Raw genomic sequence first — 22,039 nt, 5'->3', positions numbered from 1 at the left:
AATGAGGGGTGGGAAATGGTGCTGTGAGAGAGGATTGAACTCTCGACCTCTCCCTTACCAAGGGAGTGCTCTACCACTGAGCTACCACAGCGCCGTGCGCCTTTAGCGATGTGGCGGGTGATTAGACTCTATCGCGAAACTGTGCAAGCGCAATCTGGACCCTTTTTCGCCGCTGCGATAGGAAGGCGCCATGACACGCAAACCCGCATCCGACAAATCAGAGGCCGAAGCGCGCGAGGACAGGCTGAAGGCCGCGCTCAAGGCGAATCTCGCAAGGCGCAAGGCGCAGGTGCGGGGGCGGATCGGGGAACAGACCGGCGGCGAACGTGCGGGCGGCGACACATCGGATAACGGCAAATCGGGCAAGGGCGTTTAAAAGGTATGGACCAGATCATCGTGACGGGGAACGGCGCGCTCAGCGGGCAGATCCCGATTGCCGGCGCCAAGAACGCCTGTCTGACGCTGATGCCGGCGACGCTTCTGAGCGACGAGCCGCTGACGCTGACGAATGCGCCGCGGCTCAGCGATATCCGCACCATGAGCACTTTGCTGCAATCGCTGGGCGCGGAGGTGCAGGCGCTCCAGGACGGGCAGGTGCTGGCGATGTCGAGCCATGATCTGACCTCGACCCGCGCCGAGTATGACATCGTGCGCAAGATGCGCGCCTCGATCCTCGTTCTGGGTCCGCTTCTGTCGCGGTTCGGCCATGCCGAAGTGTCGCTGCCCGGTGGCTGTGCCATCGGCGCGCGGCCTGTCGACCTGCATCTCAAGGCGCTGGAGGCGATGGGCGCAAAGCTTGAATTGCGCGACGGCTACGTTCACGCGACGGCTCCCTCGGGCGGGCTTCGCGGCGGGGTGGTCGAGTTTCCTTTCGTCTCGGTCGGCGCGACGGAGAATGCGCTGATGGCCGCAACGCTGGCAAAGGGCACGACCGTGCTGAAGAACGCCGCGCGCGAGCCCGAGATCGTCGATCTGGCGCAGTGCCTGCAAAAGATGGGCGCGCGGATCGAGGGCGAGGGAACATCCGAAATCACTATCGAGGGCGTGGACCGTCTGGGCGGCGCGACGCACCGCGTCGTCACCGACCGGATCGAGCTTGGCACCTACATGCTGGCCCCTGCGATCTGCGGCGGCGAGGTGGAATGCCTCGGCGGGCGGATCGACCTTTTGTCGGCTTTTTGCGAGAAACTGGATGCCGCCGGCATATCGGTCGAGGAAACCGCCGCCGGGCTCAAGGTCGCGCGCAAGAACGGCCGCATCCGGGCCGTCGATGTGACGACGGAGCCGTTCCCCGGCTTTCCGACCGATCTGCAGGCGCAGATGATGGCGCTTCTTTGCACCGCCGATGGCACCAGCGTTCTGGAGGAGAAGATCTTCGAGAACCGCTTCATGCATGCGCCTGAACTGATGCGCATGGGCGCGAAGATCGACGTGCACGGCGGCACCGCGACCGTCACCGGGGTCGAGCGGCTCAAGGGTGCGCCGGTCATGGCGACCGATCTGCGCGCCTCGGTCTCGCTGATCCTTGCGGGGCTGGCGGCGGAAGGCGAAACCGTGGTCAGCCGTGTCTACCATCTGGATCGCGGCTATGAGCATGTGGTGCGCAAGCTCGAAGCAGTGGGCGCGAAAATCGAACGGGTGAAAGAACAATGAATCGCGACGCGACATTCGGGGAAGGCGCCGAGCAGCCGTTGCGGCTTGTGGCGATGGACGAGGGCGATCTGCAGGTGGTCTCGGCCCTTTGTCAGGATGCGGTGTTCCCCGGATCGGAAATGCAGTGGCAGGCCGCGCGCAAGCGGTTCGGCATCCTGCTTAACCGTTTCCGCTGGGAGGATCTGCCGAAAGCCGACCGCGCGCACCGCACGCCAGAACGGGTGCAATCGGTGCTGGTCGTCGATCACGTCACCAGGGTTTCCAGCCAAGGCGTCGATCCGAAGGATGCTGACACGATCATGTCGCTCCTGTCCGTCGCCCCCGATCCCGAAGACGAAGGCGCGGTGATCCTGACGCTGGCCGGCGACGGTGCGATCCGGCTGGAGGTCGAAGAGATCGAAGTCACCCTGCGCGATGTGACCCGGCCTTATGCCGCGGTTTCGGGCAAAGCGCCGCGCCATCCGGAATAATCGTTTCCGGTCGTCAGAAAAGCCCCCTTCGGAGATCTCGATGCCCCAATTCCTCTCAACCCAGGACGCCGATTTCGACGCGCGATTCGCGGAGCTTTTGTCTGCCAAGCGCGAGGACTCCGCGGATGTGGATGACGTTGTCGCCGCGATCATCGCGGATGTGCGCGCGCGGGGCGATGCGGCGGTGTTGGAGTTGACGGCGAGGTTCGACCGGCTCGATCTGACGGCGGAGCGTATGCGCATTTCGGAGGCCGAGATTGATGCCGAGATCGCCCGTGTGCCTGAAACCGAGCGCGCGGCGCTGGAGCAGGCGGCGGAGCGGATACGCGGCTATCATGCGCGCCAGATACCGGGCGATGAAAGCTGGACCGATCCTGAAGGCGCGACGCTCGGCTGGCGCTGGACGCCGGTTTCGGCGGCGGGACTTTACGTGCCCGGCGGGCTGGCGAGCTATCCGTCCTCGGTCCTGATGAACGCGGTTCCGGCCAAGGTCGCGGGGGTGCAGCGGCTCGCGGTGACGGTGCCGACGCCGGACGGCGTAATCAATCCGCTGGTGCTGCTGGCCTGCCGCATTGCCGGGGTTGACGAGGTTTACCGGATCGGCGGCGCGCAGGCGATTGCCGCGCTGGCCTATGGCACCGAAACCATTGCGCCGGTGGACAAGATTACCGGGCCGGGGAACGCCTTTGTCGCGGCGGCCAAGCGCCGGGTGTTCGGCAAGGTAGGGATCGACATGATCGCCGGCCCGTCCGAGATCCTCGTGATCGCGGATGGCGAGAACGACCCCGACTGGATCGCGCTCGATCTGCTGAGCCAGGCGGAACATGACGAAAGCGCGCAATCGCTGCTCATCACCACCGATGCCGAATTCGGGCAGGCGGTGGCCGAGGCCATCGAAAAGCGGCTCGAAACGCTGGAGCGGCGCGCCATCGCGGGCGCAAGCTGGCGCGACTTCGGCGCGATCATCACCGTGCGCGATCTGGCGGAGGCGGCGGCGCTTTGTGACCGCATCGCGCCCGAGCATCTGGAGCTTTGCGTGCCCGATCCCGACGCGCTGGCGGGCAGGATCAGTCATGCGGGCGCGATCTTCCTCGGCCAATGGACGCCCGAGGCCATCGGCGATTACATCGGAGGGCCGAACCATGTGCTGCCCACGGCGCGCTCGGCGCGGTTCTCCTCGGGGCTGTCGGTGCTCGATTTCCTCAAGCGCACGACGCTGGCGCGGATGACGCCCGAGGCGCTGCGCGCCATCGGCCCGGCGGCGGAAACCCTCGCGCGTTCTGAATCGCTCGAAGCGCATGGGCTGTCCGTGACCGCGCGTTTGCGCAAGCTGAACGGGTAGGGCGATGATCCCGGTTCAAGGATTTTCTGGACGCAAGGTCGCGGTTCTGGGGCTGGGCCGCTCCGGCCTGTCGGCGGCGCGCGCCTTGCGTGCGGGCGGCGCGCTGCCGGTCTGCTGGGACGACATGCCCAAAGCCCGCGCGGCGGCGGAGGCCGAAGGGTTCGAGGTGGTGGGTCTAAGCCGCGCCGGCGCGTTCGAAGACGTGGCCTGCCTGATCGTAAGCCCCGGCATCCCGCATCTGTACCCCGCGCCGAACCCCGTGATCGCGAAGGCATGGGACGCGGGCGTTCCGGTGGACAACGATATCGGCCTCTTCTTCCGCTCGCTCGGCGGCGGCGGTTGGGATCACCACGACACCCCGCCGCGCGTCATCGCGGTGACGGGATCGAACGGCAAATCCACCACGGCGGCGCTGATCCACCATATCCTGCAGGAGGCCGGACGCAGCAGCCAGCTTGCCGGCAATATCGGACGCGGCGTGCTGGATATCGACCCGCCCGGCGATGGCGGTGTCGTGGTGCTCGAACTGTCGAGCTACCAGACCGATCTCGCGCGCGCCCTGACGCCGGATGTGGCGGTGTTCACCAATCTTTCGCCCGATCATCTGGACCGTCACGGGGGGCTCGGAGGCTATTTTGCGGCCAAGCGCCGGCTCTTTGCCGAGGGAGGGCCGGACCGGGCGATCGTTGGCGTCGATGAGCCTGAGGGGCGTTACCTCGCCAACCAGCTTGCCGAAGGGCCCGGCGATGATCGTTTGATCCGCATCTCCTCGGGCCAGAAGCTGTCCGGTCCGGGATGGAGCGTGTTCGCGCGCAAGGGATTTCTTTCCGAATGGCGCAAGGGGCGGCAGGTGGCGTCGATCGATCTGCGCGATGTCAAGGGCTTGCCCGGCGCGCACAATCACCAGAACGCGTGCGCCGCCTACGCCGCGCTGCGCGCGCTGGGCCTCGGGCCGCGCCAGATCGAGCCTGCGCTGGCGTCCTTCGGAGGGCTGCCGCATCGCAGCCAGATCGTGGCCGAAGCGGATGGCGTGACGTTCGTGAATGACAGCAAGGCCACCAATGTCGACAGCGCGCTCAAGGCGCTTCTGGCGTTCCGAAACATCCGCTGGATCTGCGGCGGATTGCAGAAGGAAGGCGGGCTGGACGGGCTGACCCCCGGCCTTTCCCATGTGCGCAAAGCCTATGTCATCGGGCGCGAGGCGGACGCGTTCGCGATGCAACTGCCCGGCATAGAGACCGACCCATGCGGCACGATGCAAACCGCTGTCGCCCGTGCCGCAGCGGAGGCCGAGCCCGGCGATGTGGTCCTGCTCGCTCCGGCGGCGGCCAGCTTCGATCAATACGATAATTTCGAACAGCGCGGCGAGGATTTCGCGGCGCAGGTCGCGGCGGTGCTGCGCGGCTGACATGCCGCCGGGGCATCAGTCCGGGAAATTCGGGCCGCGCGGGACTCGCATGGTGCGTAAAATCCGACTATACCGGCGGGGCGAAAACTCAAATGTGAGGCGCGAGGGATGATGCGAGTGGCAATGCGGAGCTTGAGTGCGGCGGTGTGCGCCGCGTTGATTGGAACGGCCGGCGCGGCGCAGGCCGATGTGCTCTCCACCAAGAACCGCGTTTCGCTCCTGTCGAGCAAGACCAAGGTGCTCGATACCCGCGCGGCGCAGCAATACAACAACTCGGTGCGTCTGCAGCCGCCCACGGTCGTCACACCGTCGAAATGGGGCGTGCCGGGCGGGGAGGTTCCGCGCTATACCGGGCGTTACAAGGGGCTTTACCTCGGTATGGCGCGCAATGCCGCACGGCGGCACGGTATTCCCGAGGATCTTTTCCTGCGGCTCGTGCAGCGCGAATCGGGCTTCAACCCCGGTGCCCGGTCGCACAAGGGCGCGATCGGTCTGGCGCAGCTCATGCCCGGCACCGCGCGGCTTCTCAGGGTCGATCCCAACGATCCCGAACAGAACCTCGATGGCGGCGCGCGGTATCTCAAGCAGCAGTTCCGCAAATTCGGCAACTGGCCGCACGCTCTGGCCGCCTATAACGCGGGGCCGGGCGCGGTGCTCAAGCACAAGGGCATCCCGCCCTACCGGGAAACCCGCGACTATGTGAAGGCGATCTGGGGCCGCTAGGCGCTCTCGGCTTTTGCCTTGAGCCGCGCGCCGAGGGTTTCGACGTCAGGATCGCTCGCTTTCGGCACGATCCGGTAAGCCGCGTTCACAAAGCAGAAGAGTGCGAAACCCAGAAGTCCGAGACAGATCAGCACGACGATGGACTGACCGAAAGGTTGCGAGGACAGCCATTCGAACACCTTGTTCATCCCGCCCGCGTCGGACGGATCGTAGGTGATCGCGGCGGAGAGGAAAAACCCGCCGACGATCCCGACTATGATCCCCTGCGCCGCGACACCGGCCTGAAGCGCCCAGTTCCAGTTGACGGTGAAATGGTTGGCCCGCAACTTTTCGTGATAGCTTTGGGTCGCCGCCTTGTGCAGGTAGTAGATGCCCGCGCCGACTGTCGCCGCGCCGGCGGCACCGATGAGGAAGCGGCCCATCGGCAGTTCCAGCGCCTGCCGCGTCAGGGACGAAATGCCCGACCCGCCCGTGCCGGTGCCCCATAGAATCGTGAAGGCCGCGATTCCGAGCGCGGCGTGAATGACGCCGGTGACGATCATGCCGATCCGCGCCACGATGCCCTTGCCGTCCGTGCCATAATCCTCCAGATCGAACGCCGCATCCAGCACGCGCCAGACGCAATAGGCCACCAGCCCGAGCGCGATCAGCCCCAGAACGATACCGCCGCCCGGCGTGCCTTCGAGCTTCGAGAGCGCGGATTGGGTGCCCTGTGCAGAGCCGCCCGACCAGATCGCCCAGAGGGACATGCCGGCGATCACCACATAGGTCAGCCCGCGCCCGGCATAGCCGGCCCGCATGACCGGAATCGCCCAGTCGAGCTTGTCGTTTTGCGAATGTTCCGCCATTGCATCGATCCTTCCCTGATGTGGAGGACCAATTCAGCCGGGCAGCTTCGGGTTCCGAAAGGGAGCGTTTGGCGCGGCGCGGATCACTTCGCCAGCGCCCATTTGTAGATCTGGGGCAGATAGGCGACATGCATCGCGGTTCCGATCACGCCGGGCCGGTTGTGCCGCACGAGAGAGCGCCAATAGGGCTGGATCGTCACGCCCTCCTCGACGAGGATCTCCTGCAGCCGCCCCATCACCGCGCGCCGCTCATCCGCATCTGCGATGGAGTCCGCCTCGGCCAGAAGCGCATCGAACTCTGCGTTTGAGAACCCCGTCTCGTTCCAGGCCGCTCCGCTGCGGTAGGCCAGGGCAAGGGTCTGCGTGCCGAGCGGGCGATGGTTCCAGTTGGTCGCGCTGAACGGATAGGTCGTCCAGTTGGCCCAAAACTCCCTGCCGGGCAGGATCCGGCGCTTCACCTTGAAGCCCGCATCGCGCAGTTGCGCTGCGACCGTATCGGCGGTGAGATTGCGCCAGTCGTCGTCGATCGAGATGAGCTCATGCTCGAACCCGGCCATTCCCGCCTCCTGCATGAGCGCCATCGCCGCCTCGGGGTCGTGCGGGATACGTGTCACTGACGGGTCATGCGCGGGATGCACCGGCGCGACATGATGGTTTTCCGCCGGGATGCCGCGCCCGCCATAGCCGAGCTCGAGGCAGATCGCGTTGTCGACCGCCATTGCCAGCGCGAGGCGCACGCGCTTGTCGGCATAGGGGCGCATTCCCTCGATCTCGGCGCGCTGGTTCGGGCGGATGCAGATCGTCGCCGCCGTCAGAACCTCGGAGCGTTCGAAACCCAGCGCGTCCAGAACCTCGACAAATTCGCTGACGCTCTCGTAGAAAAGATCCACCTCGCCGGCGCGCGCGGCCTCCACCCAGGCGGCGGGGTCGGTGCCGTAATCGATGAACTCGATCCGGTCTAGGTAGAAGCCGCCTTCCTCGAACACCGCGTCGCCCCACCAGGGATGATCGCCCCTGACGAGCACCGCGCGTTCGTTCACGGCAAGGCTTTCGATCACCATCGGACCGGTGCCGACCAGCGTGGAAAGCTCGGCCTCGGGATTGTAGCTTTCATGCACCACCGCCGCCGGGTAATCGGCCATCCCGGCGATCAGCGTGATATCGGGCCGCGAGGGCTTCAGGCGCAGCGTCTGCGAATCCACGATTTCGACCGCGCCATCGGCCAGCCTGCCGCTTGCGTCATCGACCAGCGAGGCCAGTCGTTCGGCCATCGAATTGCCCGGCACCTGCCGGTCGCACCAGCGCTCGACCATCCGGGCCACATCGGCCGAGGTGAAGCGATCGCCGTTGCTCCACGTCACGCCGGGGCGCAGGTGCAAGGTATAGAGCGTCGCGTCGTCATTGACCTCCCACGCCTCCAGCAACATGCCGCGAAAGCTGCCGTCAGAATTATATTCGACAAGATATTCCAGCGTTCCGGCGGTGATATAGGCCATCTGCGCCCAGTCATAGGTGCGGGGATCGCGGTGCGGGCGCACTTCCATCTGCATCCTCAGCGTGCCGCCGCGCCGAGGGACCGGCTCTTCGGCCGCCGGCGCGGGCAGGCCGCCCAAGGCATAGGCCGCACCGGTGGATACTCCGAGCATGGTCGCCCGCGCTAGGAATTCACGCCGATCCATGCGTCCGCGCCGGAACTCCCCGGCAAAGAGCCGGGCAGCGGCTGGAATGTTGCTTGGATGGGCGGCGTGGCTCATGTCGGTCTCCCTTTTGGCTTCGGTCGCGGGGGAACGCCTTTCGGCCTAAACCCAGAGGCGCGGTGCTCAGGTCAGATCGCTGGCCGACACGCGCTGCCAGTCGCGCATCCGCGCGCGGAACCAGGTGCGTTGACGTTTGGCGAATTGCCGCGTGAGGATTGTGACCCGCTCTGCCGCTGCGTCAAGTGCCATCTCGCCGTCCAGCACCGCCATCAGTTCCGCCGCACCGATCGCCTTGGCCGAGGGCAGGGCGGGGTGCCATCCCTCCCGGTTGGCGCGCGCCTCGTCCAACGCGCCGCCATCGATCATGCGCGCGAACCGTGCCGCGATGCGCGGGGTCAGCCAGTCCTTCGGCGCATCCACGACGAATGCCTGCGCCTCGCCCAGCGGCAGAAGCGGCGGCGGGGTCGCGTCCTGCCATTCGGCAAGCCCCCGGCCCGTCGCCTCGTGCACCTCCCAGGCCCGCTGCACGCGCATCGGATTCGCCAGATCGATCCTCCCGCGCGTGTCTGGATCGAGCGCGGCGATCAGGCTCTCATGCCCATCCCTTGCGATCCGGGCCATCGCCTCTTCGCGCAGATGCGCCGGGGTCTGCGGGATTTGCGCCAGACCTTCGGTCAGCGCGGTAAAGTAAAGTCCAGTGCCGCCGACGATGATGGGCCGCTCCGGCCCCGCGAGATACGGCTCCAGATCGCGCAGCCAGTCTCCCACCGAATAGGGCAGATGCCCCGGCACATGCCCGTAAAGCGCATGCGGCGCGCGCGCCTCGTCCGCGCGCGAAGGCCGCGCCGTCAGCACGCGCCAGTCTTCATAGACCTGAATCGCATCGGCATTGAGGATCACGCCGCCCTGCGCCTCGGCAATGCGCAGCGCCAGTTCGGACTTGCCGCTCGCCGTCGGCCCCGCGATCAGCACCGGGCGCGCGGGATCGAGCCTGTCTGCCCTGAAGGATGTATCGCGCATCTGTCGCGCCGGCCTTTCCACTCGCGCCGGACCGATCCGGCGCGACTGCATCTTGCCCCCCGGCCGGTTTTCCGACATTTTGGCGCGGATTTTAGACCGCCCATCCAACGGAGCGCAACATGCCCGATACCGACGCACCCGCAACGAAATACAACCGCGTCATGCTCAAGATATCCGGCGAGGCGCTGATGGGCGATCAAAGCTACGGTCTGCACCCGCCTACGGTCGAGCGCATCGCCCGCGAGGTCAAATCGGTGCATGATCTCGGCGTCGAGATCTGCATGGTGATCGGCGGCGGCAACATCTTTCGCGGGCTGCAAGGCTCCGCGCAGGGGATGGAGCGGACGACCGCCGATTACATGGGCATGCTTGCCACCGTGATGAACGCGCTGGCGATGCAATCGGCGCTCGAAGGGCTGAACATCCACACCCGCGTAATCTCCGCCATCACGATGAACGAGGTGGCGGAGCCCTATATCCGCCGCCGCGCCGTGCGCCACCTGGAGAAAAAGCGCGTCTGCGTTTTCGCCGCCGGCACCGGCAACCCGTTCTTCACCACCGACACCGCCGCGACGCTGCGGGCCAACGAGATGCGCTGCGAGGCGATCTTCAAGGGCACCAAGGTCGATGGCGTCTACGATTCCGATCCGGTGCGCAACCCCGACGCCAAGCGCTATGACCGCGTGACCTATGACGAGGTGCTGCAAAAGCGGCTCGGGGTGATGGATGCCTCCGCCATCGCGCTCGCGCGCGAGAACAACCTGCCGATCATCGTCTTCTCGCTCGACGAGCCGGGCGGCTTTCGCGGCATCCTTGCCGGGCAGGGCACCTATACCGAAGTGCACGGCGGCCCTCCGGGCACGGCCTGAGCGCCGGGCCGGGGCAAGACGCTATACAATCGGGCGCGGCTGGCCTAGAACAGCAGTCAAAGCAAAAACGCGATCTTGAGGGCCACATGGCAGACGATTTCCTACTCGATACCGACGATCTGAAACGCCGCATGGACGGCGCGATGGCGAACCTGCGCACCGAATTCGCATCCTTGCGCACCGGGCGGGCCAGTGCCTCCATGCTGGAGCCGGTGATGGTCGATGCCTATGGCAGCATGACGCCGATCAATCAGGTCGGCACCGTCAACGTGCCCGAGCCGCGCATGGTGACGATCAATGTCTGGGACAAGGGGCTTGTGGGCAAGGTCGAAAAGGCGATCCGCGAAAGCGGTCTGGGCATCAACCCGCAGCTCAACGGCACCATCATCATGCTGCCGATCCCCGAGCTGAACGAGGAACGCCGCCGCGATCTGACCAAGGTGGCCGGGCAATATGCCGAACATGCCCGCGTTTCGGTGCGCAACATCCGACGCGACGGGATGGACCAGATCAAGAAGGCCAAGGCCGATGGCATGTCCGAGGACGACCAGAAATTCTGGGAAACCGAGGTGCAGGAGCTGACCGACGATTACATCAAACGGATCGACTCCGCGCTCGAGACCAAGCAGGATGAGATCATGCAGGTCTGAGGGCCGCGACAGAAGGATAGCGCATCATGGCACAGCCGCAGCCAGAACAAACCGGCGATGGCCCGCGCCATGTCGCGATTATCATGGATGGCAACGGGCGCTGGGCAACCCAGCGCGGCCGCCCGCGCCTGTTCGGCCATCAGGCCGGCGCGCGGCGGGTGCGCGAGATCGTCGAGGCCTGCCCGGATCTGGGTGTCGATTACCTGACCGTCTTTGCCTTCTCGACCGAGAACTGGAAGCGCACTCAATCCGAGGTGGCGGGGCTGATGAACCTCTTTCGCCGCTACATCACCCGCGAGGCAAAGGCGCTGAAGGCAAACGATGTCTGCGTGCGGTTCATCGGCGACAGGGTGCGGCTCGATGCCAAGCTGGTCGCGATGATGGACGAGCTGGAGGCGCTGACGCTCGATTGCCGCACCGTCAACCTGACCATTGCGATCAATTACGGCGGCCGCGACGAGGTTGCCCGCGCCACCAAGCGGCTGGCTCGCGATGTGGCATCGGGACGGCTCGATCCAGAAAGCGTGGATGAAGAAACGCTGCCGAAGTATCTCGATACCTGCGTTTTGCCCGATCCGGATCTTGTCATTCGCACCAGCGGAGAGGCGCGGATCTCCAATTTCCTTCTCTGGCAATCGGCCTACTCGGAATACGAATTCATCGACACGCTCTGGCCGGATTTCACCGCAGCCGAGTTCCGTTCGGTCGTTGGCAGCTACGGCACCCGGGAACGCCGGTTCGGCGCCGTTTCCGCATGAGCGAAGGCCGCTGGAACGATCTGGCGCCGCGTTTGATCTCGGCGGTTGCGATGGTCGGTATCGGCGCGCTCGGCGTCTGGCTTGGCGGGCTGTGGTTTCACGCCATGATCGCGGTCATCGTCGGGATGATGGTCTGGGAACTGGTCAAGATGCTCGACGCGAGCCGCAACAATTCCGCTCTGCTGCTCGGGCTGGCGGCGGGGCTTGTGGCAATGGTGTCCATCGAATTGCCCGGTGCCTTTGCGCTACCGCTCCTGATGCTGCCCTCTATGCTCGGCCTCGGGCGGATGGAGAAGGGCGGCGTGACCTTTGCGGTCTTCACCGCGCTGATCCTGCTGGCGGGCTACGGGCTGATGGCCCTGCGCGACGATTTCGGGCTGACATGGATGGTCTGGCTGCTGCTCGTCGTCGTGGTGACGGATATTGCTGGCTATTTCGCCGGGCGGCTGATCGGCGGGCCGAAACTCTGGCCGCGCGTCAGCCCCAAGAAAACCTGGTCCGGCACCAGCGCGGGCTGGATCGGCGCGGCGATCGTCGCATTGCTTTTCGCCGGTGTCACCAAGGCCGGCGTGGGTCTCATCGGCGTCAGCATCGCCGTCAGCATGGCCAGTCAGATCGGTGACATCGCCGAAAGCGCGATCAAGCGGCGCGCCGGGGTCAAGGACAGCTCCAGCCTCATTCCCGGCCATGGCGGCTTGCTCGACCGGTTCGACGGCATGCTGGGCGCGGCGATCTTCATCGTCATCGCCGGGCAACTCATCGGGTTTCCACCGGGCACGCCATGAAACGCATCACCATTCTGGGGGCCACCGGGTCCATCGGGCAGAACACGCTCGACCTGATCGGCCGCGCGCCAGAGGAATACGAGGTCGTTGCCCTGACCGGCGGGCAGAACATCGACCGTCTTGCCGCCGATGCGCGGCGTTTCGGCGCGCGGCTCGCCGTCACCGCCGATCCATCGCGGCTCTCCGACCTGCGCACCGCGCTTTCCGGCAGCGGTATCGAAGCGGCCGCCGGGCCGGAGGCGCTTTGCGAGGCGGCGCGGCGCCCTGCTGATTGGGTCATGTCGGCCATTGTCGGCGCCGCCGGTCTCGCGCCGGGCCTCGAGGCGCTGGAGCAGGGCGCCACGCTGGCGCTGGCGAACAAGGAAAGCATGGTCTGCGCCGGCCCGCTCATGCTGGAGGCCGCGCGCCGCCACGATGCGCGCATCCTGCCCGTGGACAGCGAACATTCCGCCGTATTTCAAGCGCTTATCGGTGAAGATTCAAGTGCCGTGGAAAGAGTGATCATCACCGCGTCAGGCGGCGCGTTCCGCGACTGGCCGATGGAGGAGCTGGCCCATGCAACGCCGGAGCAGGCGGCGACTCACCCGAATTGGGACATGGGCCAGAGGATCACGATAGACAGCGCGTCGATGTTTAACAAGGCGCTTGAGCTAATTGAGACAAAAGAGTTTTTCGGATTACCCGCTGACAAGATCGAAGCCGTCGTGCATCCCGAATCGATGATTCATGCGCTGGTCGGCTTCCGCGATGGCGCGTTGATGGCGCATGTCGGCCCGCCCGACATGCGGCACGCCATTGGCTTTGCCCTGCATTACCCGGACCGCAAACCGCTGCCAGTCGAACGGCTCGATCTGGTCGCGCTCGGGCAATTCACCTTCCGCCCAGCCTGCGAGACGCGCTGGCCCGCGCTGCGGCTGGCGCGCGAGGTCATGGCGGCGGGCGGTCTGGCCGGCGCGGTGTTCAACGCCGCGAAGGAGCGCGCGCTTGACGGCTTCCTGGACCGGCGCATCGGGTTTCTGCAGATCGCAGAGGTCGTGGAGGAGGTGTTGAACCGCCTTTCGGCTCATCCGGGACATATTGATGCCGACATTACCCTTGATAACGTGACCGGCGCGGACCATCTCGCTCGGGTGAGGGCGGATGACATCATGAACGAAATGAGGATTTGAGGTTTGGATATTGCAGCGCTGCTGCCGCAATTCGGCGGCGTGATCTGGACGGTTCTGGCCTTCGTGATCGCGCTGTCGGTGATCGTCGCCATTCATGAATACGGCCATTACATCGTGGGGCGCTGGTCGGGGATCGACGCCGATGTGTTCTCGCTCGGCTTCGGCCCGGTGCTGTTCTCGCGCACCGACAAGCGTGGCACGCAATGGCAATTCGCGCTGCTGCCGCTGGGTGGTTACGTCAAGTTTCGCGGTGACGGTAATGCCTCCGGCGGCAAGGACGAAGAGGCGATGTCGGGCTTGTCCGAAGCCGAACGCAGGCGCACGATGAACGGCGCGCCGCTTTGGGCGCGGGCGGCCACCGTTGCGGCGGGACCGGTCTTCAATTTCGCGCTGTCCATCCTCATTTTCACCGGCATCTTCATGCTGCGCGGCGATGTGACCGACCCGGTGCAGGTCGGCGAATTGCGCGCGGTGCCGAGCCAGAACGAATTGCGGGTCGGAGACGAACTGGTCGCCATCCAGGGCCGCGCGCTGCCCCCCTTCGGCGAGGCAGAGGCGTTTCGCGCGCTGATGGATTCGCTGCCGCAGCAGGAAAACCTCGACTATACCGTGATCCGCGAGGGCAGCGAACGCGTGGTCAGCGGGCCTTACGTTTACCCGCCGGTTGCAACGCAGATCGTGCCGCGCTCGGCGGCCGATGACGCGGGGTTCCGGCCCGGCGATATCATCACGGCGGTGAACGGGCAGGAGATTTTCGCCTTCGATCAGCTCAAGGACGCGGTCGAAGGCTCCGACGGCGCGACGCTCGATCTGCAGGTCTGGCGCGACGGCGCTTATCGCGAATTGCAACTCACCCCGCGCCGGACGGACGAGCCGCAGCCCGATGGCAGTTTCAAGGCCGCCTATCGCATGGGCATCATCGGCGGGATGTTCTTCGAGCCGGCAACCGAAGTCATCGGCCCGGTGCAGGCCTTCGCCGCCGGGGTGGAGCAGACCGGCGCGATCATTCGCGGCTCGCTGTCGGGGCTGTGGCACATGATTACCGGCGCGATCAGCACCTGCAACCTCTCCGGCCCCATTGGCATCGCGGAAACCTCGGCTTCCATGGCGTCGCAGGGCACGCAGAGCTTCATCTGGTTCATCGCCGTTCTCAGCACCGCGGTCGGGCTGCTGAACCTCTTTCCGATCCCCGTTCTGGATGGCGGTCATCTGGTATTCCACGCCTATGAGGCCGTGCGCGGCCGCCCCCCCAGCGACAAGGCGTTGCGGGTGATGATGGCGATCGGGCTGACGCTTTTGCTGTCGCTGATGCTCTTCGCGCTGACCAACGACCTTTTCTGCCCGTAAGGCGAAAGGTCGCCAGAAAATCGTCACATCCGCCGCCAACGCGTGCCACAATCGTAAACGATACCTGACCTCGGAGCTACAGCTTGAGGTGCGCCATGCAGGCAATTCAGGAAGGATATCGCGGACTTGCCGTGCTGCTCGCGGTTCATTGGGACCGGCTCTATTACGGGCTCGCGATCATCTGTGCGCTCTTTCTCGGCTCTTTCTTCGGCTCGCTCATCATTGAGCTTATGACACATCCCGCTTTCCACTAGCCTGCACGCGCTTTGCGCTTTTGACATGGGCTGCCAATCTGGATACTCAGATTCCAAAAGGAACTCCGAGTAGGTAGTGGGCAATGACATATAAAACAGGCGGGCAGGGCAGCCGGAGCGATGTGTGCGGGTCCCGGTTTCGGCCCTTTCTGACAGCGGCATCGCTCGCCCTTTCAGTGGGTTACATCACCGCCCCCGATTTGGCCTTTGCGCAGGAGTTCCGCTTCAACACGATCGAGGTGCAGGGCAACCAGCGGATCGAGACCGGCACCATCGCCAATTACATCGGCGTCAGCCGCGGTCAGCCGATCTCGGCGGCCGAGCTGAACGATGGCTATCAGCGGGTTCTTGCCTCCGGCCTATTCGAGACGGTCGAGATCGAACCGCGCGGCAACACGCTGGTCGTGCGCGTCGTGGAATACCCGACCGTCAATCGCATCACTTTCGAGGGCAATGCCCGCATCGATGACGAGGCGCTGGCCAGCATCGTGCAATCGGAGCCGCGCCGCGTCTTCAACCCCTCCACCGCCGAAGCCGATGCCACGCGGTTGACCGAAGCCTATGCACAACAGGGCCGCATCGCCGCTCGGGTGCAGCCGAAGGTGATCCGCCGCTCGGACAACCGCGTCGATCTGGTCTTCGAGGTGTTCGAGGGCGGCGTTTCGGAGGTCGAGCGGATCGGCTTTGCCGGCAACCGCAAGTTCAGCGACCGCCGCCTGCGCCGGGTGATCGAGACGAAACAGGCCGGGCTCCTGCGCGCGCTGATCCAGTCCGATACCTTCATCGAGGATCGCATCGAGTTCGACCGCCAGGTGCTGCGCGATTTCTACCAGTCGCGCGGCTATATCGATTTCCGCACCACCGGCGTCAATGCCGAGCTGAGCCAGGAGCGCGACGGCTATTTCATCACCTTCAACGTCGAAGAGGGGCAACAATTCACCTTCGGCAACGTCACCGCCTCTTCCGATCTGCCCGAGGTGGATGTGGACAGGTTCCAGAGCGCGCTGCGCCTGCGCTCCGGCCGTGTCTATTCGCCGACCGCGGTGGAGAACGAAATTGTCCGGCTGGAGCGGCTGGCGGTGCGCGAGGGGCTGAATTTCGTTCGCGTCGAACCGCGCGTGTCGCGCAATGACCGCGATCTGACGCTGGATGTGGAGTTCCTGCTCACACGGGGCGAGCGCATCTTTGTCGAGCGGATCGATATCGAGGGCAACACGACCACGCTCGACCGCGTCGTTCGGCGGCAGTTCCGCGTGGTCGAGGGCGATCCGTTCAATCCGCGCGAGATCCGCGAAAGCGCTGAACGGGTGCGCGCGCTCGGCTTTTTCGGCGATGCGCAGGTCGAGGCGCGCGAAGGGTCCACACCGCAACAGGTCATCATCGATGTCGATGTCGAGGAACAGCCCACAGGCTCGCTCAGCTTCGGCGGCAATTATTCGACAAGCAATGGTTTCGGCGCCGCGATCACCTTCCGCGAGCGCAACTTCCTCGGTCGTGGCCAGCAACTCGCGCTTGGCGTGACGACGGGGGTGGACAGTGCGAATTACAATTTCAGCTTTACCGAACCGGCCTTCCTCGGGCGGGATCTCGCGTTCAATTTCAGCGTCGGGTATCTGGAGACCGACAATGCCGATGCCGAGTTCGACACCGCGATCGGCAATTTTTCCACCGGCTTCGCCTTTCCGGTATCGGAAAACGGCCGGCTGACGCTGCGCTACGGCGCGCGCTATTCGGATATCAACGATCTGGCACCCGAGGTCGGCTCGATCATTCGCGCCGAGGCAGAGGAGGGCGAAGTCTGGAGCAGCTTTGTCGGCTACCGCTACAGCTATGACACGCGCCGCACCGGGCTCGATCCCAATTCGGGCATCCTGCTCGAATTCGGCCAGGATTTCGGTGGGCTTGGCGGCGACAGCACCTATATCGAATCCAACCTGCGCGCCATCGCCCAGACCAAGGTGCTGAGCGAGGATGTGACGCTGCGCGCGACGCTCGAGGCCGGCGCGCTCAACTACACCGAGGGCAGCTCGCGCGTGACCGACCGGTTCGCGCTCGGCTCCAGCCGGATGCGCGGCTTCGAAGGCGGCGGCATCGGCCCGCGCGAGGTCGGCCCCGGCGATGTGAATGACGCGCTTGGCGGAAATTACTTCGCCGTTGCCCGGTTCGAGGCGGAATTTCCGCTGCCCTTCCCCGAGGAATACGGCATCTCGGGCGGCGTTTTCTACGACGTGGGCAGCCTCTGGGGTCTCGACGAGACGAATGACAATGTCCTTTACGAGGATTTCACCGCGCGCCAGAGCATCGGCCTGTCGCTCTTCTGGGACACGCCGCTCGGCCCGCTGCGCTTCAATTTCAGCGAGGCGATCAGCAAGGAAGAGTTCGACGAAGAGCAGAATTTCGATCTGACGATCTCGACCCAGTTCTAGATGCGGGCGCGCATGAGGCAGATCGCCAGCGCAGCGCTCGGAGCGTTTCTCTGGCTCACGGGTCCGGGCGCGGCGCAGCACGATGGCGGGCTGTCCAATCTGGGCGTCGTTCAAAGCGTGATCCTGACGATTTCTCCCGATAGGCTTTACAGTGAAAGCCGGTTCGGCCAGCGCATCGCGCGCGAGATCGAGGAGGAAAGCCGGCAGGTCGCGTCCGAGAACCGCCGGATCGAGGGTGAGCTTCTGGCCGAGGAACGCGAGCTGACCGAGCTGCGCCAGACGCTCGCGCCGGCCGAGTTCCGCGCCCGCGCCGACGCGTTCGACGAAAAGGTCCAGCAATTGCGCCGCACGCAGGATGAAAAGGCGCGCAGCCTCGGCCAGCGCAACGAGGAGGCGCGGCGGGCGCTGCTGAACGCGGCGCAGCCGGTGCTGCTCGACCTGATGCTGGAAAGCGGCGCGGTCGCGGTTCTGGACCGCCGGGCCGTGCTGCTGAGCGTCGATACGGTGGACATCACCGCGAAGGCCGTGGAGCGCATCGATGCCGAGTTCGGCGAGGGCGAGACGATCCTCCCCGCGCCGCGCTGAGCGCTTGCCCCTGAGCCGCCCGGTTGCTAGTCACGGGCGCAGCACAATCAAAGGACGCCCCATGAGCGACACGCTTCTTCGCGCCGATATCCAGCTGATCCAGCGTATCCTGCCGCACCGCTATCCCTTCCTTCTGGTGGACCGGGTGGAGCAGATCGACGGCACGCAATCGGCGCTCGGGATCAAGAACGTCACCATGAACGAGCCGCATTTCCAGGGCCATTTTCCGGGCATGCCGATCATGCCGGGTGTGACCATCATCGAGGCAATGGCGCAGACGGCGGCGGTGATGGTCGGCACGACGCTGGAGATGGCGGACAAGGAGATGAAGGTCTATTTCATGGCCATCGACAAGTGCAAGTTCCGCCGCAAGGTCATCCCCGGCGACGTGCTGGAAATGCGCCTGACCACGCTGCGCGGCAAGCCCGGAGGCAAGGTCTGGAAGTTCGGCGGTGAGGCCACCGTGGGCGGCGAGATGGCCGCCGAGGCCGAGTTTTCCGCCATGATGGACCTGCCCGCGTGACAGCGCAGATCCATCCCAGCGCCGTGATCGAAGAGGGCGCGCGGGTCGGCACGGACTGCGTGATCGGGCCGTTCTGCCATGTCGGCCCCGAGGTCGTTCTGGCGGATGGGGTGACGCTGAAAAGCCATGTCGTCGTGACCGGGCAAACCTCTATCGGTGCCAAGACGGAGGTCTTTCCCTTCGCGGTGATCGGGGAAATTCCGCAGGATCTGAAGTTCGACGGGGAGAAGACCAGGCTGGAGATCGGCGCGCGCAATCGCATCCGCGAGCATGTGACGATGAACACCGGCACCAAGGGCGGCGGCGGGCTGACGCGGGTTGGCGATGACGGGCTGTTCATGGCCGGGTGCCATATCGCCCATGACGTGCAGGTGGGCGACCGGGTGATCGTGGTCAACAATGCCGCACTGGCGGGCCATTGCGTGATCGAGGATGACGTAATCGTCGGCGGGCTGTCGGGCGTGCATCAATGGGTGCGCGTCGGGCGCGGTGCGATCATCGGGGCGGTCACGATGGTCACGCATGACGTGATCCCCTACGGCCTCGTGCAGGCCGATCGCGGGCGTCTTGACGGGCTGAACCTTGTCGGGCTGAAACGCAAGGGCGTGAGCCGCTCCGACATTACCGCGCTGCGCGCCGCGTTCCAGATGCTCGCGCAGGGCGAGGGCGCTTTTCAGGACCGCGCCCGCCGTCTGGGCGAAGAGACCGACAGCGCCTATGTGCGCGATATCGTCGAGTTCATTCTTGGCGATACCGGCCGGTCCTTCCTGACGCCGGGTTGAGCCGGTGAGGCTCGCGCTGATCTGCGGCCAGGGCAGCCTGCCGCGCATCGTGGTGGGCACCCTGACTGAGCGTCCGCTCGTCTGCGTGCTGCGCGGGTTCGAGCCGGAGGGCTTGGCCGCCGATCTGACCTTCCGGCTGGAACATCTCGGCACATTGATGACCGATCTGACCGCACGCGGCATCACCCATGTGTGCCTCTGCGGAGCGATCCGCCGCCCGCCGGTGGACCCGGCGCAGATCGATGCCGCCACCGCACCGCTGGTTCCGCGCCTGCAACGCGCGCTCACCTCGGGCGATGACAGCGCGCTGCGCATCGTCATGGAGCTTTTCGAGGAAGCGGGGCTCGGCATCGTGCCGGTGCACCGCCTCGTCGCCGATCTGATCGCCGGGCCGGGGATCCATACCGTGAAAGCGCCGCCATCCCACACCGATGAAGATGCGCGTCTGGGCGAGAAGACCGTCGCAGATATGGGCGCGCGCGATGTCGGGCAGGCCTGCGTGATCCGGGGCGGTGCGGTGATCGCACGCGAGGACGCCGCCGGCACCGACGCGATGCTGGAGCGGCTGACGCCGGGGGCGGGCGGTATTCTCTACAAAGCGCCGAAACCGACACAGGACCGCCGCGCGGACCTGCCCGCCATCGGGCCGGACACGCCGGAACGCGTGGCCGCGGCGGGGCTGGACGGGATCGTGATCTCGGCGGACGGCGTGCTGCTGCTCGACCGCGCGAAAACCGTGGCGCGCTGCGATGCGCTGGGGCTGTTCCTCTGGGTGCGGGAGCCGGATTGATGCGGGTTTTCGTGATCGCCGGGGAGGCATCGGGCGACAAGCTGGGCGCGGCGCTGATGGCGGGCCTGCGCGCCCATGCGCCGGATGTGACCTTCGAAGGCATCGGCGGTGCGCGGATGATCGAGGCCGGATTGCAGAGCCTCTTTCCGATGGACGAGATCTCGATCATGGGCATCACCGAGATCGCCGCGCAATATCGCAAGCTCAAGGCCCGCATCCGCCAGACCGCCGATGCGGTGATCGCCGCGAAACCCGATGTGCTCATCACCATCGACCTGCCGGAATTTTGCCTGCGCGTCGCGGCGCAGGTGAAGGCGCGCAGCGACATCCGCACCGTTCACTACGTCGCCCCCACCGTCTGGGCATGGCGGCCGGGCCGGGCGGCGAAGATGGCCCGTCATATCGATCAGGTGCTGGCCCTGCTGCCCTTCGAGCCGCCCTATATGGAAGCCGCCGGGATGCGTTGCGATTTCGTCGGCCATCCGGTCGTCACCGACCCGGTCGCCAACGCCGACGAGGCGGCGGCCTTCCGCAAGGCGCATGGGTTGGAAAACGCGCCCCTTGCGCTGCTTCTGCCCGGATCGCGGCGCAGCGAGGTGTCGAGGCTCATGCCGGTTTTCGGCAAGGTTGCCGCACGGCTGCAGGCCGCGCGCCCCGACATGCGCTTTGTTCTTCCAGCCGCGCCGAATGTCGCGCAAATGGTGGCGCAAGCGGCCGATGCCTGGCCGGTGCAGCCGGTCCTGCTCGGTTCGGACGCGAAGGACCAGGACGCCAAGCGCGCCGCCTTCGCCGCTTCGGATGTGGCACTCGCCGCATCGGGCACGGTTTCCCTGGAATTGGCCGCGGCCACGACGCCGATGGTCATCGCCTATGACATGAACTGGATCTCGCGCCAGATCATCGGGAGGATGCTGCGGGTCGACACCGTGACCCTCGTCAACCTCGTGTCCGAAACGCGCGCGGTGCCGGAATTCATCGGCCCCGATTGCCGGCCCGATCCGATCGCCGATGCCGTGCTGAATGTGCTGCAACATCCCGAGGAACAGGCCCACGCGATGGCCCTCGCGATGCAACGGCTAGGGCGCGGGGGCAAACCGCCGGGTGAACGCGCGGCGCTCGCGGTGCTGGACGGGCTGAACGAATAAGGGGCCAGGTGATCCCGGCCCCCGTCATTCATGCGGCAGTGCGCGGCTATTGCTGCGCCGGCTGCTCTAGCGCGGTGATCTCGTCATAGGCGGCTGTGAACCCGGAAAGTGACATCGTGACTGTCACGCGCTGATCGGGCGCCAGCGCGGGAACGAGCATCACGGTCGCTTCCTTGCCGCGCTTGAACGCCGCAACATCCTGCGCGGTAAAGCCGACACGGGCATAGCAGCCAACCGTCGTGCAGAAGGAATAATCGTAACGCTTGGCCTGTCCGGTATCGACGCGCACGTTGAGCTTCTCGGTCAGAAGCGTCTCGAGCGGCACGACGAAGGTGCCACCGGCCGCGACGCGATCGTTCTCGGGAAGGCGGAAGATGCTGACTTCCGCGACGCTTCCGCCATTGGCATCCTTGAGCAGCTGATACATCTGGCAGGGCTCCTGGCCCTTCTCGACGCGCAAACACTGCACCGCCCAATCGCCATGCGTCGTCTTCACATAGGTCTCGTCGGAAGCCGCGCCTTCATTCACCGTCTCCCCGGTGTCCAGCACCGACAGATCGTTGCCACCGGCCTCGGGCTCTGCCTTCGGCTCGGTATCCGCTTGCGCCTCGGGCGCAGCGGTTTCGGCCGCCGTTTCGGGCGTCTCGCCCTGCGGCGCATCGGCCTCGCTGTCCTGAGCGGCGGCCATGCCGGCCAGTGCAAGTCCTGCCACGGTGGTCATGAGAAACAGGGGATTGGTCATACAGTCCTCTCGATAAGCGCAAATCATGTTGCCGGTTGGCGTAACACGCGCGT

The 22,039-nt window shown here is 65.6% G+C and carries 23 protein-coding genes and 1 tRNA gene; 19 read left to right on the top strand and 5 right to left on the bottom strand.

The features are described 5' to 3' along the window. Nucleotides 1-16 precede the first annotated feature (16 nt). Nucleotides 17-91: transfer RNA gene (locus M3465_RS00170), tRNA-Thr, on the bottom strand. A gap of 99 nt (nt 92-190) precedes the next feature. Here M3465_RS00170 and M3465_RS00165 point away from each other — a divergent pair. From M3465_RS00165 to M3465_RS00140, 6 genes are all read left to right on the top strand, one after another. Continuing rightward, complete coding sequence (locus M3465_RS00165) at nt 191-376, top strand: hypothetical protein (RefSeq protein ID WP_249499686.1); 186 nt, start codon at nt 191-193, stop codon at nt 374-376. A 5-nt stretch (nt 377-381) separates the two neighbouring features. Further along, the gene (gene murA / locus M3465_RS00160; RefSeq protein ID WP_249499685.1) at nt 382-1,653 is read left to right on the top strand and encodes a UDP-N-acetylglucosamine 1-carboxyvinyltransferase; all 1,272 of its coding nucleotides are present in this window, start codon (nt 382-384) and stop codon (nt 1,651-1,653) included. Then, a complete protein-coding gene (locus M3465_RS00155) occupies nt 1,650-2,123 on the top strand; it encodes a DUF2948 family protein (RefSeq protein ID WP_249499684.1) in 474 nt (157 codons plus the stop codon). The genes murA and M3465_RS00155 overlap by 4 nt, the downstream gene beginning before the upstream one ends. A 40-nt stretch (nt 2,124-2,163) precedes the next feature. Next, on the top strand, nt 2,164-3,465 hold the full coding sequence (gene hisD / locus M3465_RS00150) for a histidinol dehydrogenase (protein WP_249499683.1): 1,302 nt from the start codon (nt 2,164-2,166) through the stop codon (nt 3,463-3,465). 4 nt (nt 3,466-3,469) lie between these two features. Continuing rightward, nucleotides 3,470-4,873, top strand: a complete 1,404-nt coding sequence (murD, locus tag M3465_RS00145; protein ID WP_249499682.1) for a UDP-N-acetylmuramoyl-L-alanine--D-glutamate ligase — start codon at nt 3,470-3,472, stop codon at nt 4,871-4,873. A gap of 123 nt (nt 4,874-4,996) precedes the next feature. After that, entirely contained in the window at nt 4,997-5,596 is a 600-nt protein-coding gene (locus M3465_RS00140; protein WP_249499681.1) for a lytic transglycosylase domain-containing protein, read from the top strand. Here the strand turns inward: M3465_RS00140 and M3465_RS00135 are convergent. The 3 genes from M3465_RS00135 to miaA all read right to left on the bottom strand — a co-directional run bounded on the left by M3465_RS00135 (nt 5,593) and on the right by miaA (nt 9,161). Further along, the gene (locus M3465_RS00135; RefSeq protein ID WP_249499680.1) at nt 5,593-6,444 is read right to left on the bottom strand and encodes a DUF1206 domain-containing protein; all 852 of its coding nucleotides are present in this window, start codon (nt 6,442-6,444) and stop codon (nt 5,593-5,595) included. The two genes, M3465_RS00140 and M3465_RS00135, sit on opposite strands and share 4 nt — an antisense overlap. 83 nt (nt 6,445-6,527) lie before the next feature. After that, entirely contained in the window at nt 6,528-8,198 is a 1,671-nt protein-coding gene (locus tag M3465_RS00130) for an ABC transporter substrate-binding protein (protein ID WP_249499679.1), read from the bottom strand. 66 nt (nt 8,199-8,264) lie between these two features. Further along, a complete protein-coding gene (gene miaA, locus M3465_RS00125) occupies nt 8,265-9,161 on the bottom strand; it encodes a tRNA (adenosine(37)-N6)-dimethylallyltransferase MiaA (protein WP_249499678.1) in 897 nt (298 codons plus the stop codon). Between the two features lie 119 nt (nt 9,162-9,280). Here miaA and pyrH point away from each other — a divergent pair, with 119 nt between their 5' ends. The 13 genes from pyrH (at nt 9,281) to lpxB (ending at nt 21,244) form a co-directional block, all read left to right on the top strand. Continuing rightward, nucleotides 9,281-10,030, top strand: a complete 750-nt coding sequence (gene pyrH / locus M3465_RS00120; RefSeq protein WP_249499677.1) for a UMP kinase — start codon at nt 9,281-9,283, stop codon at nt 10,028-10,030. Nucleotides 10,031-10,116: 86 nt separating this feature from the next. Then, on the top strand, nt 10,117-10,680 hold the full coding sequence (gene frr / locus M3465_RS00115; protein WP_249499676.1) for a ribosome recycling factor: 564 nt from the start codon (nt 10,117-10,119) through the stop codon (nt 10,678-10,680). 26 nt (nt 10,681-10,706) lie between these two features. Then, complete coding sequence (gene uppS, locus M3465_RS00110) at nt 10,707-11,438, top strand: polyprenyl diphosphate synthase (protein WP_249499675.1); 732 nt, start codon at nt 10,707-10,709, stop codon at nt 11,436-11,438. Continuing rightward, nucleotides 11,435-12,223, top strand: a complete 789-nt coding sequence (locus M3465_RS00105) for a phosphatidate cytidylyltransferase (RefSeq protein ID WP_249499674.1) — start codon at nt 11,435-11,437, stop codon at nt 12,221-12,223. The genes uppS and M3465_RS00105 overlap by 4 nt, the downstream gene beginning before the upstream one ends. Continuing rightward, entirely contained in the window at nt 12,220-13,392 is a 1,173-nt protein-coding gene (gene dxr / locus M3465_RS00100) for a 1-deoxy-D-xylulose-5-phosphate reductoisomerase (RefSeq protein ID WP_249499673.1), read from the top strand. The genes M3465_RS00105 and dxr overlap by 4 nt, the downstream gene beginning before the upstream one ends. 3 nt (nt 13,393-13,395) lie before the next feature. After that, a complete protein-coding gene (rseP, locus tag M3465_RS00095) occupies nt 13,396-14,739 on the top strand; it encodes an RIP metalloprotease RseP (protein WP_249499672.1) in 1,344 nt (447 codons plus the stop codon). A 95-nt stretch (nt 14,740-14,834) separates the two neighbouring features. Further along, on the top strand, nt 14,835-14,993 hold the full coding sequence (locus M3465_RS00090) for a hypothetical protein (protein WP_249499671.1): 159 nt from the start codon (nt 14,835-14,837) through the stop codon (nt 14,991-14,993). A gap of 83 nt (nt 14,994-15,076) precedes the next feature. Next, a complete protein-coding gene (bamA, locus tag M3465_RS00085; RefSeq protein WP_249499670.1) occupies nt 15,077-17,419 on the top strand; it encodes an outer membrane protein assembly factor BamA in 2,343 nt (780 codons plus the stop codon). Between the two features lie 12 nt (nt 17,420-17,431). After that, nucleotides 17,432-18,004: an OmpH/Skp family outer membrane protein gene (locus tag M3465_RS00080; RefSeq protein WP_249499669.1), complete on the top strand. Its 573-nt coding sequence runs from the start codon at nt 17,432-17,434 to the stop codon at nt 18,002-18,004. A gap of 61 nt (nt 18,005-18,065) precedes the next feature. Beyond that, a complete protein-coding gene (gene fabZ / locus M3465_RS00075; protein WP_249499668.1) occupies nt 18,066-18,527 on the top strand; it encodes a 3-hydroxyacyl-ACP dehydratase FabZ in 462 nt (153 codons plus the stop codon). Next, nucleotides 18,524-19,309 (top strand): acyl-ACP--UDP-N-acetylglucosamine O-acyltransferase, encoded by a 786-nt coding sequence (gene lpxA, locus M3465_RS00070; RefSeq protein ID WP_249499667.1) that lies wholly within the window; start codon nt 18,524-18,526, stop codon nt 19,307-19,309. The genes fabZ and lpxA overlap by 4 nt, the downstream gene beginning before the upstream one ends. Before the next feature lie 4 nt (nt 19,310-19,313). Next, nucleotides 19,314-20,099: an LpxI family protein gene (locus M3465_RS00065; RefSeq protein WP_249499666.1), complete on the top strand. Its 786-nt coding sequence runs from the start codon at nt 19,314-19,316 to the stop codon at nt 20,097-20,099. Further along, nucleotides 20,099-21,244 carry a lipid-A-disaccharide synthase gene (lpxB, locus tag M3465_RS00060; protein ID WP_249499665.1) on the top strand — a complete coding sequence of 382 codons (1,146 nt, stop codon included), beginning with the start codon at nt 20,099-20,101 and terminating at the stop codon, nt 21,242-21,244. The genes M3465_RS00065 and lpxB overlap by 1 nt, the downstream gene beginning before the upstream one ends. A gap of 46 nt (nt 21,245-21,290) precedes the next feature. Here lpxB and M3465_RS00055 read toward each other — a convergent pair whose 3' ends face one another. After that, complete coding sequence (locus M3465_RS00055) at nt 21,291-21,986, bottom strand: invasion associated locus B family protein (RefSeq protein ID WP_249499664.1); 696 nt, start codon at nt 21,984-21,986, stop codon at nt 21,291-21,293. Nucleotides 21,987-22,039: the final 53 nt, after the last annotated feature.

The organism is Marivita sp. GX14005, assembly GCF_023370775.1.
Lineage (GTDB): Bacteria > Pseudomonadota > Alphaproteobacteria > Rhodobacterales > Rhodobacteraceae > Marivita.
This window is presented reverse-complemented; position numbering and strand designations above follow the sequence as displayed.

Excerpts from the sequence above, each read along its gene's own strand:
- M3465_RS00165 (WP_249499686.1), top strand. The coding sequence starts at position 191 with ATGACACGCAAACCCGCATCCGACAAATCAGAGGCCGAAGCGCGCGAG.
- murA (WP_249499685.1), top strand. The coding sequence starts at position 382 with ATGGACCAGATCATCGTGACGGGGAACGGCGCGCTCAGCGGGCAGATC.
- M3465_RS00155 (WP_249499684.1), top strand. The coding sequence starts at position 1,650 with ATGAATCGCGACGCGACATTCGGGGAAGGCGCCGAGCAGCCGTTGCGG.
- hisD (WP_249499683.1), top strand. The coding sequence starts at position 2,164 with ATGCCCCAATTCCTCTCAACCCAGGACGCCGATTTCGACGCGCGATTC.
- murD (WP_249499682.1), top strand. The coding sequence starts at position 3,470 with ATGATCCCGGTTCAAGGATTTTCTGGACGCAAGGTCGCGGTTCTGGGG.
- M3465_RS00140 (WP_249499681.1), top strand. The coding sequence starts at position 4,997 with ATGCGGAGCTTGAGTGCGGCGGTGTGCGCCGCGTTGATTGGAACGGCC.
- M3465_RS00135 (WP_249499680.1), bottom strand. The coding sequence starts at position 6,444 with ATGGCGGAACATTCGCAAAACGACAAGCTCGACTGGGCGATTCCGGTC.
- M3465_RS00130 (WP_249499679.1), bottom strand. The coding sequence starts at position 8,198 with ATGAGCCACGCCGCCCATCCAAGCAACATTCCAGCCGCTGCCCGGCTC.
- miaA (WP_249499678.1), bottom strand. The coding sequence starts at position 9,161 with ATGCGCGATACATCCTTCAGGGCAGACAGGCTCGATCCCGCGCGCCCG.
- pyrH (WP_249499677.1), top strand. The coding sequence starts at position 9,281 with ATGCCCGATACCGACGCACCCGCAACGAAATACAACCGCGTCATGCTC.
- frr (WP_249499676.1), top strand. The coding sequence starts at position 10,117 with ATGGCAGACGATTTCCTACTCGATACCGACGATCTGAAACGCCGCATG.
- uppS (WP_249499675.1), top strand. The coding sequence starts at position 10,707 with ATGGCACAGCCGCAGCCAGAACAAACCGGCGATGGCCCGCGCCATGTC.
- M3465_RS00105 (WP_249499674.1), top strand. The coding sequence starts at position 11,435 with ATGAGCGAAGGCCGCTGGAACGATCTGGCGCCGCGTTTGATCTCGGCG.
- dxr (WP_249499673.1), top strand. The coding sequence starts at position 12,220 with ATGAAACGCATCACCATTCTGGGGGCCACCGGGTCCATCGGGCAGAAC.
- M3465_RS00090 (WP_249499671.1), top strand. The coding sequence starts at position 14,835 with ATGCAGGCAATTCAGGAAGGATATCGCGGACTTGCCGTGCTGCTCGCG.
- bamA (WP_249499670.1), top strand. The coding sequence starts at position 15,077 with ATGACATATAAAACAGGCGGGCAGGGCAGCCGGAGCGATGTGTGCGGG.
- M3465_RS00080 (WP_249499669.1), top strand. The coding sequence starts at position 17,432 with ATGAGGCAGATCGCCAGCGCAGCGCTCGGAGCGTTTCTCTGGCTCACG.
- fabZ (WP_249499668.1), top strand. The coding sequence starts at position 18,066 with ATGAGCGACACGCTTCTTCGCGCCGATATCCAGCTGATCCAGCGTATC.
- lpxB (WP_249499665.1), top strand. The coding sequence starts at position 20,099 with ATGCGGGTTTTCGTGATCGCCGGGGAGGCATCGGGCGACAAGCTGGGC.
- M3465_RS00055 (WP_249499664.1), bottom strand. The coding sequence starts at position 21,986 with ATGACCAATCCCCTGTTTCTCATGACCACCGTGGCAGGACTTGCACTG.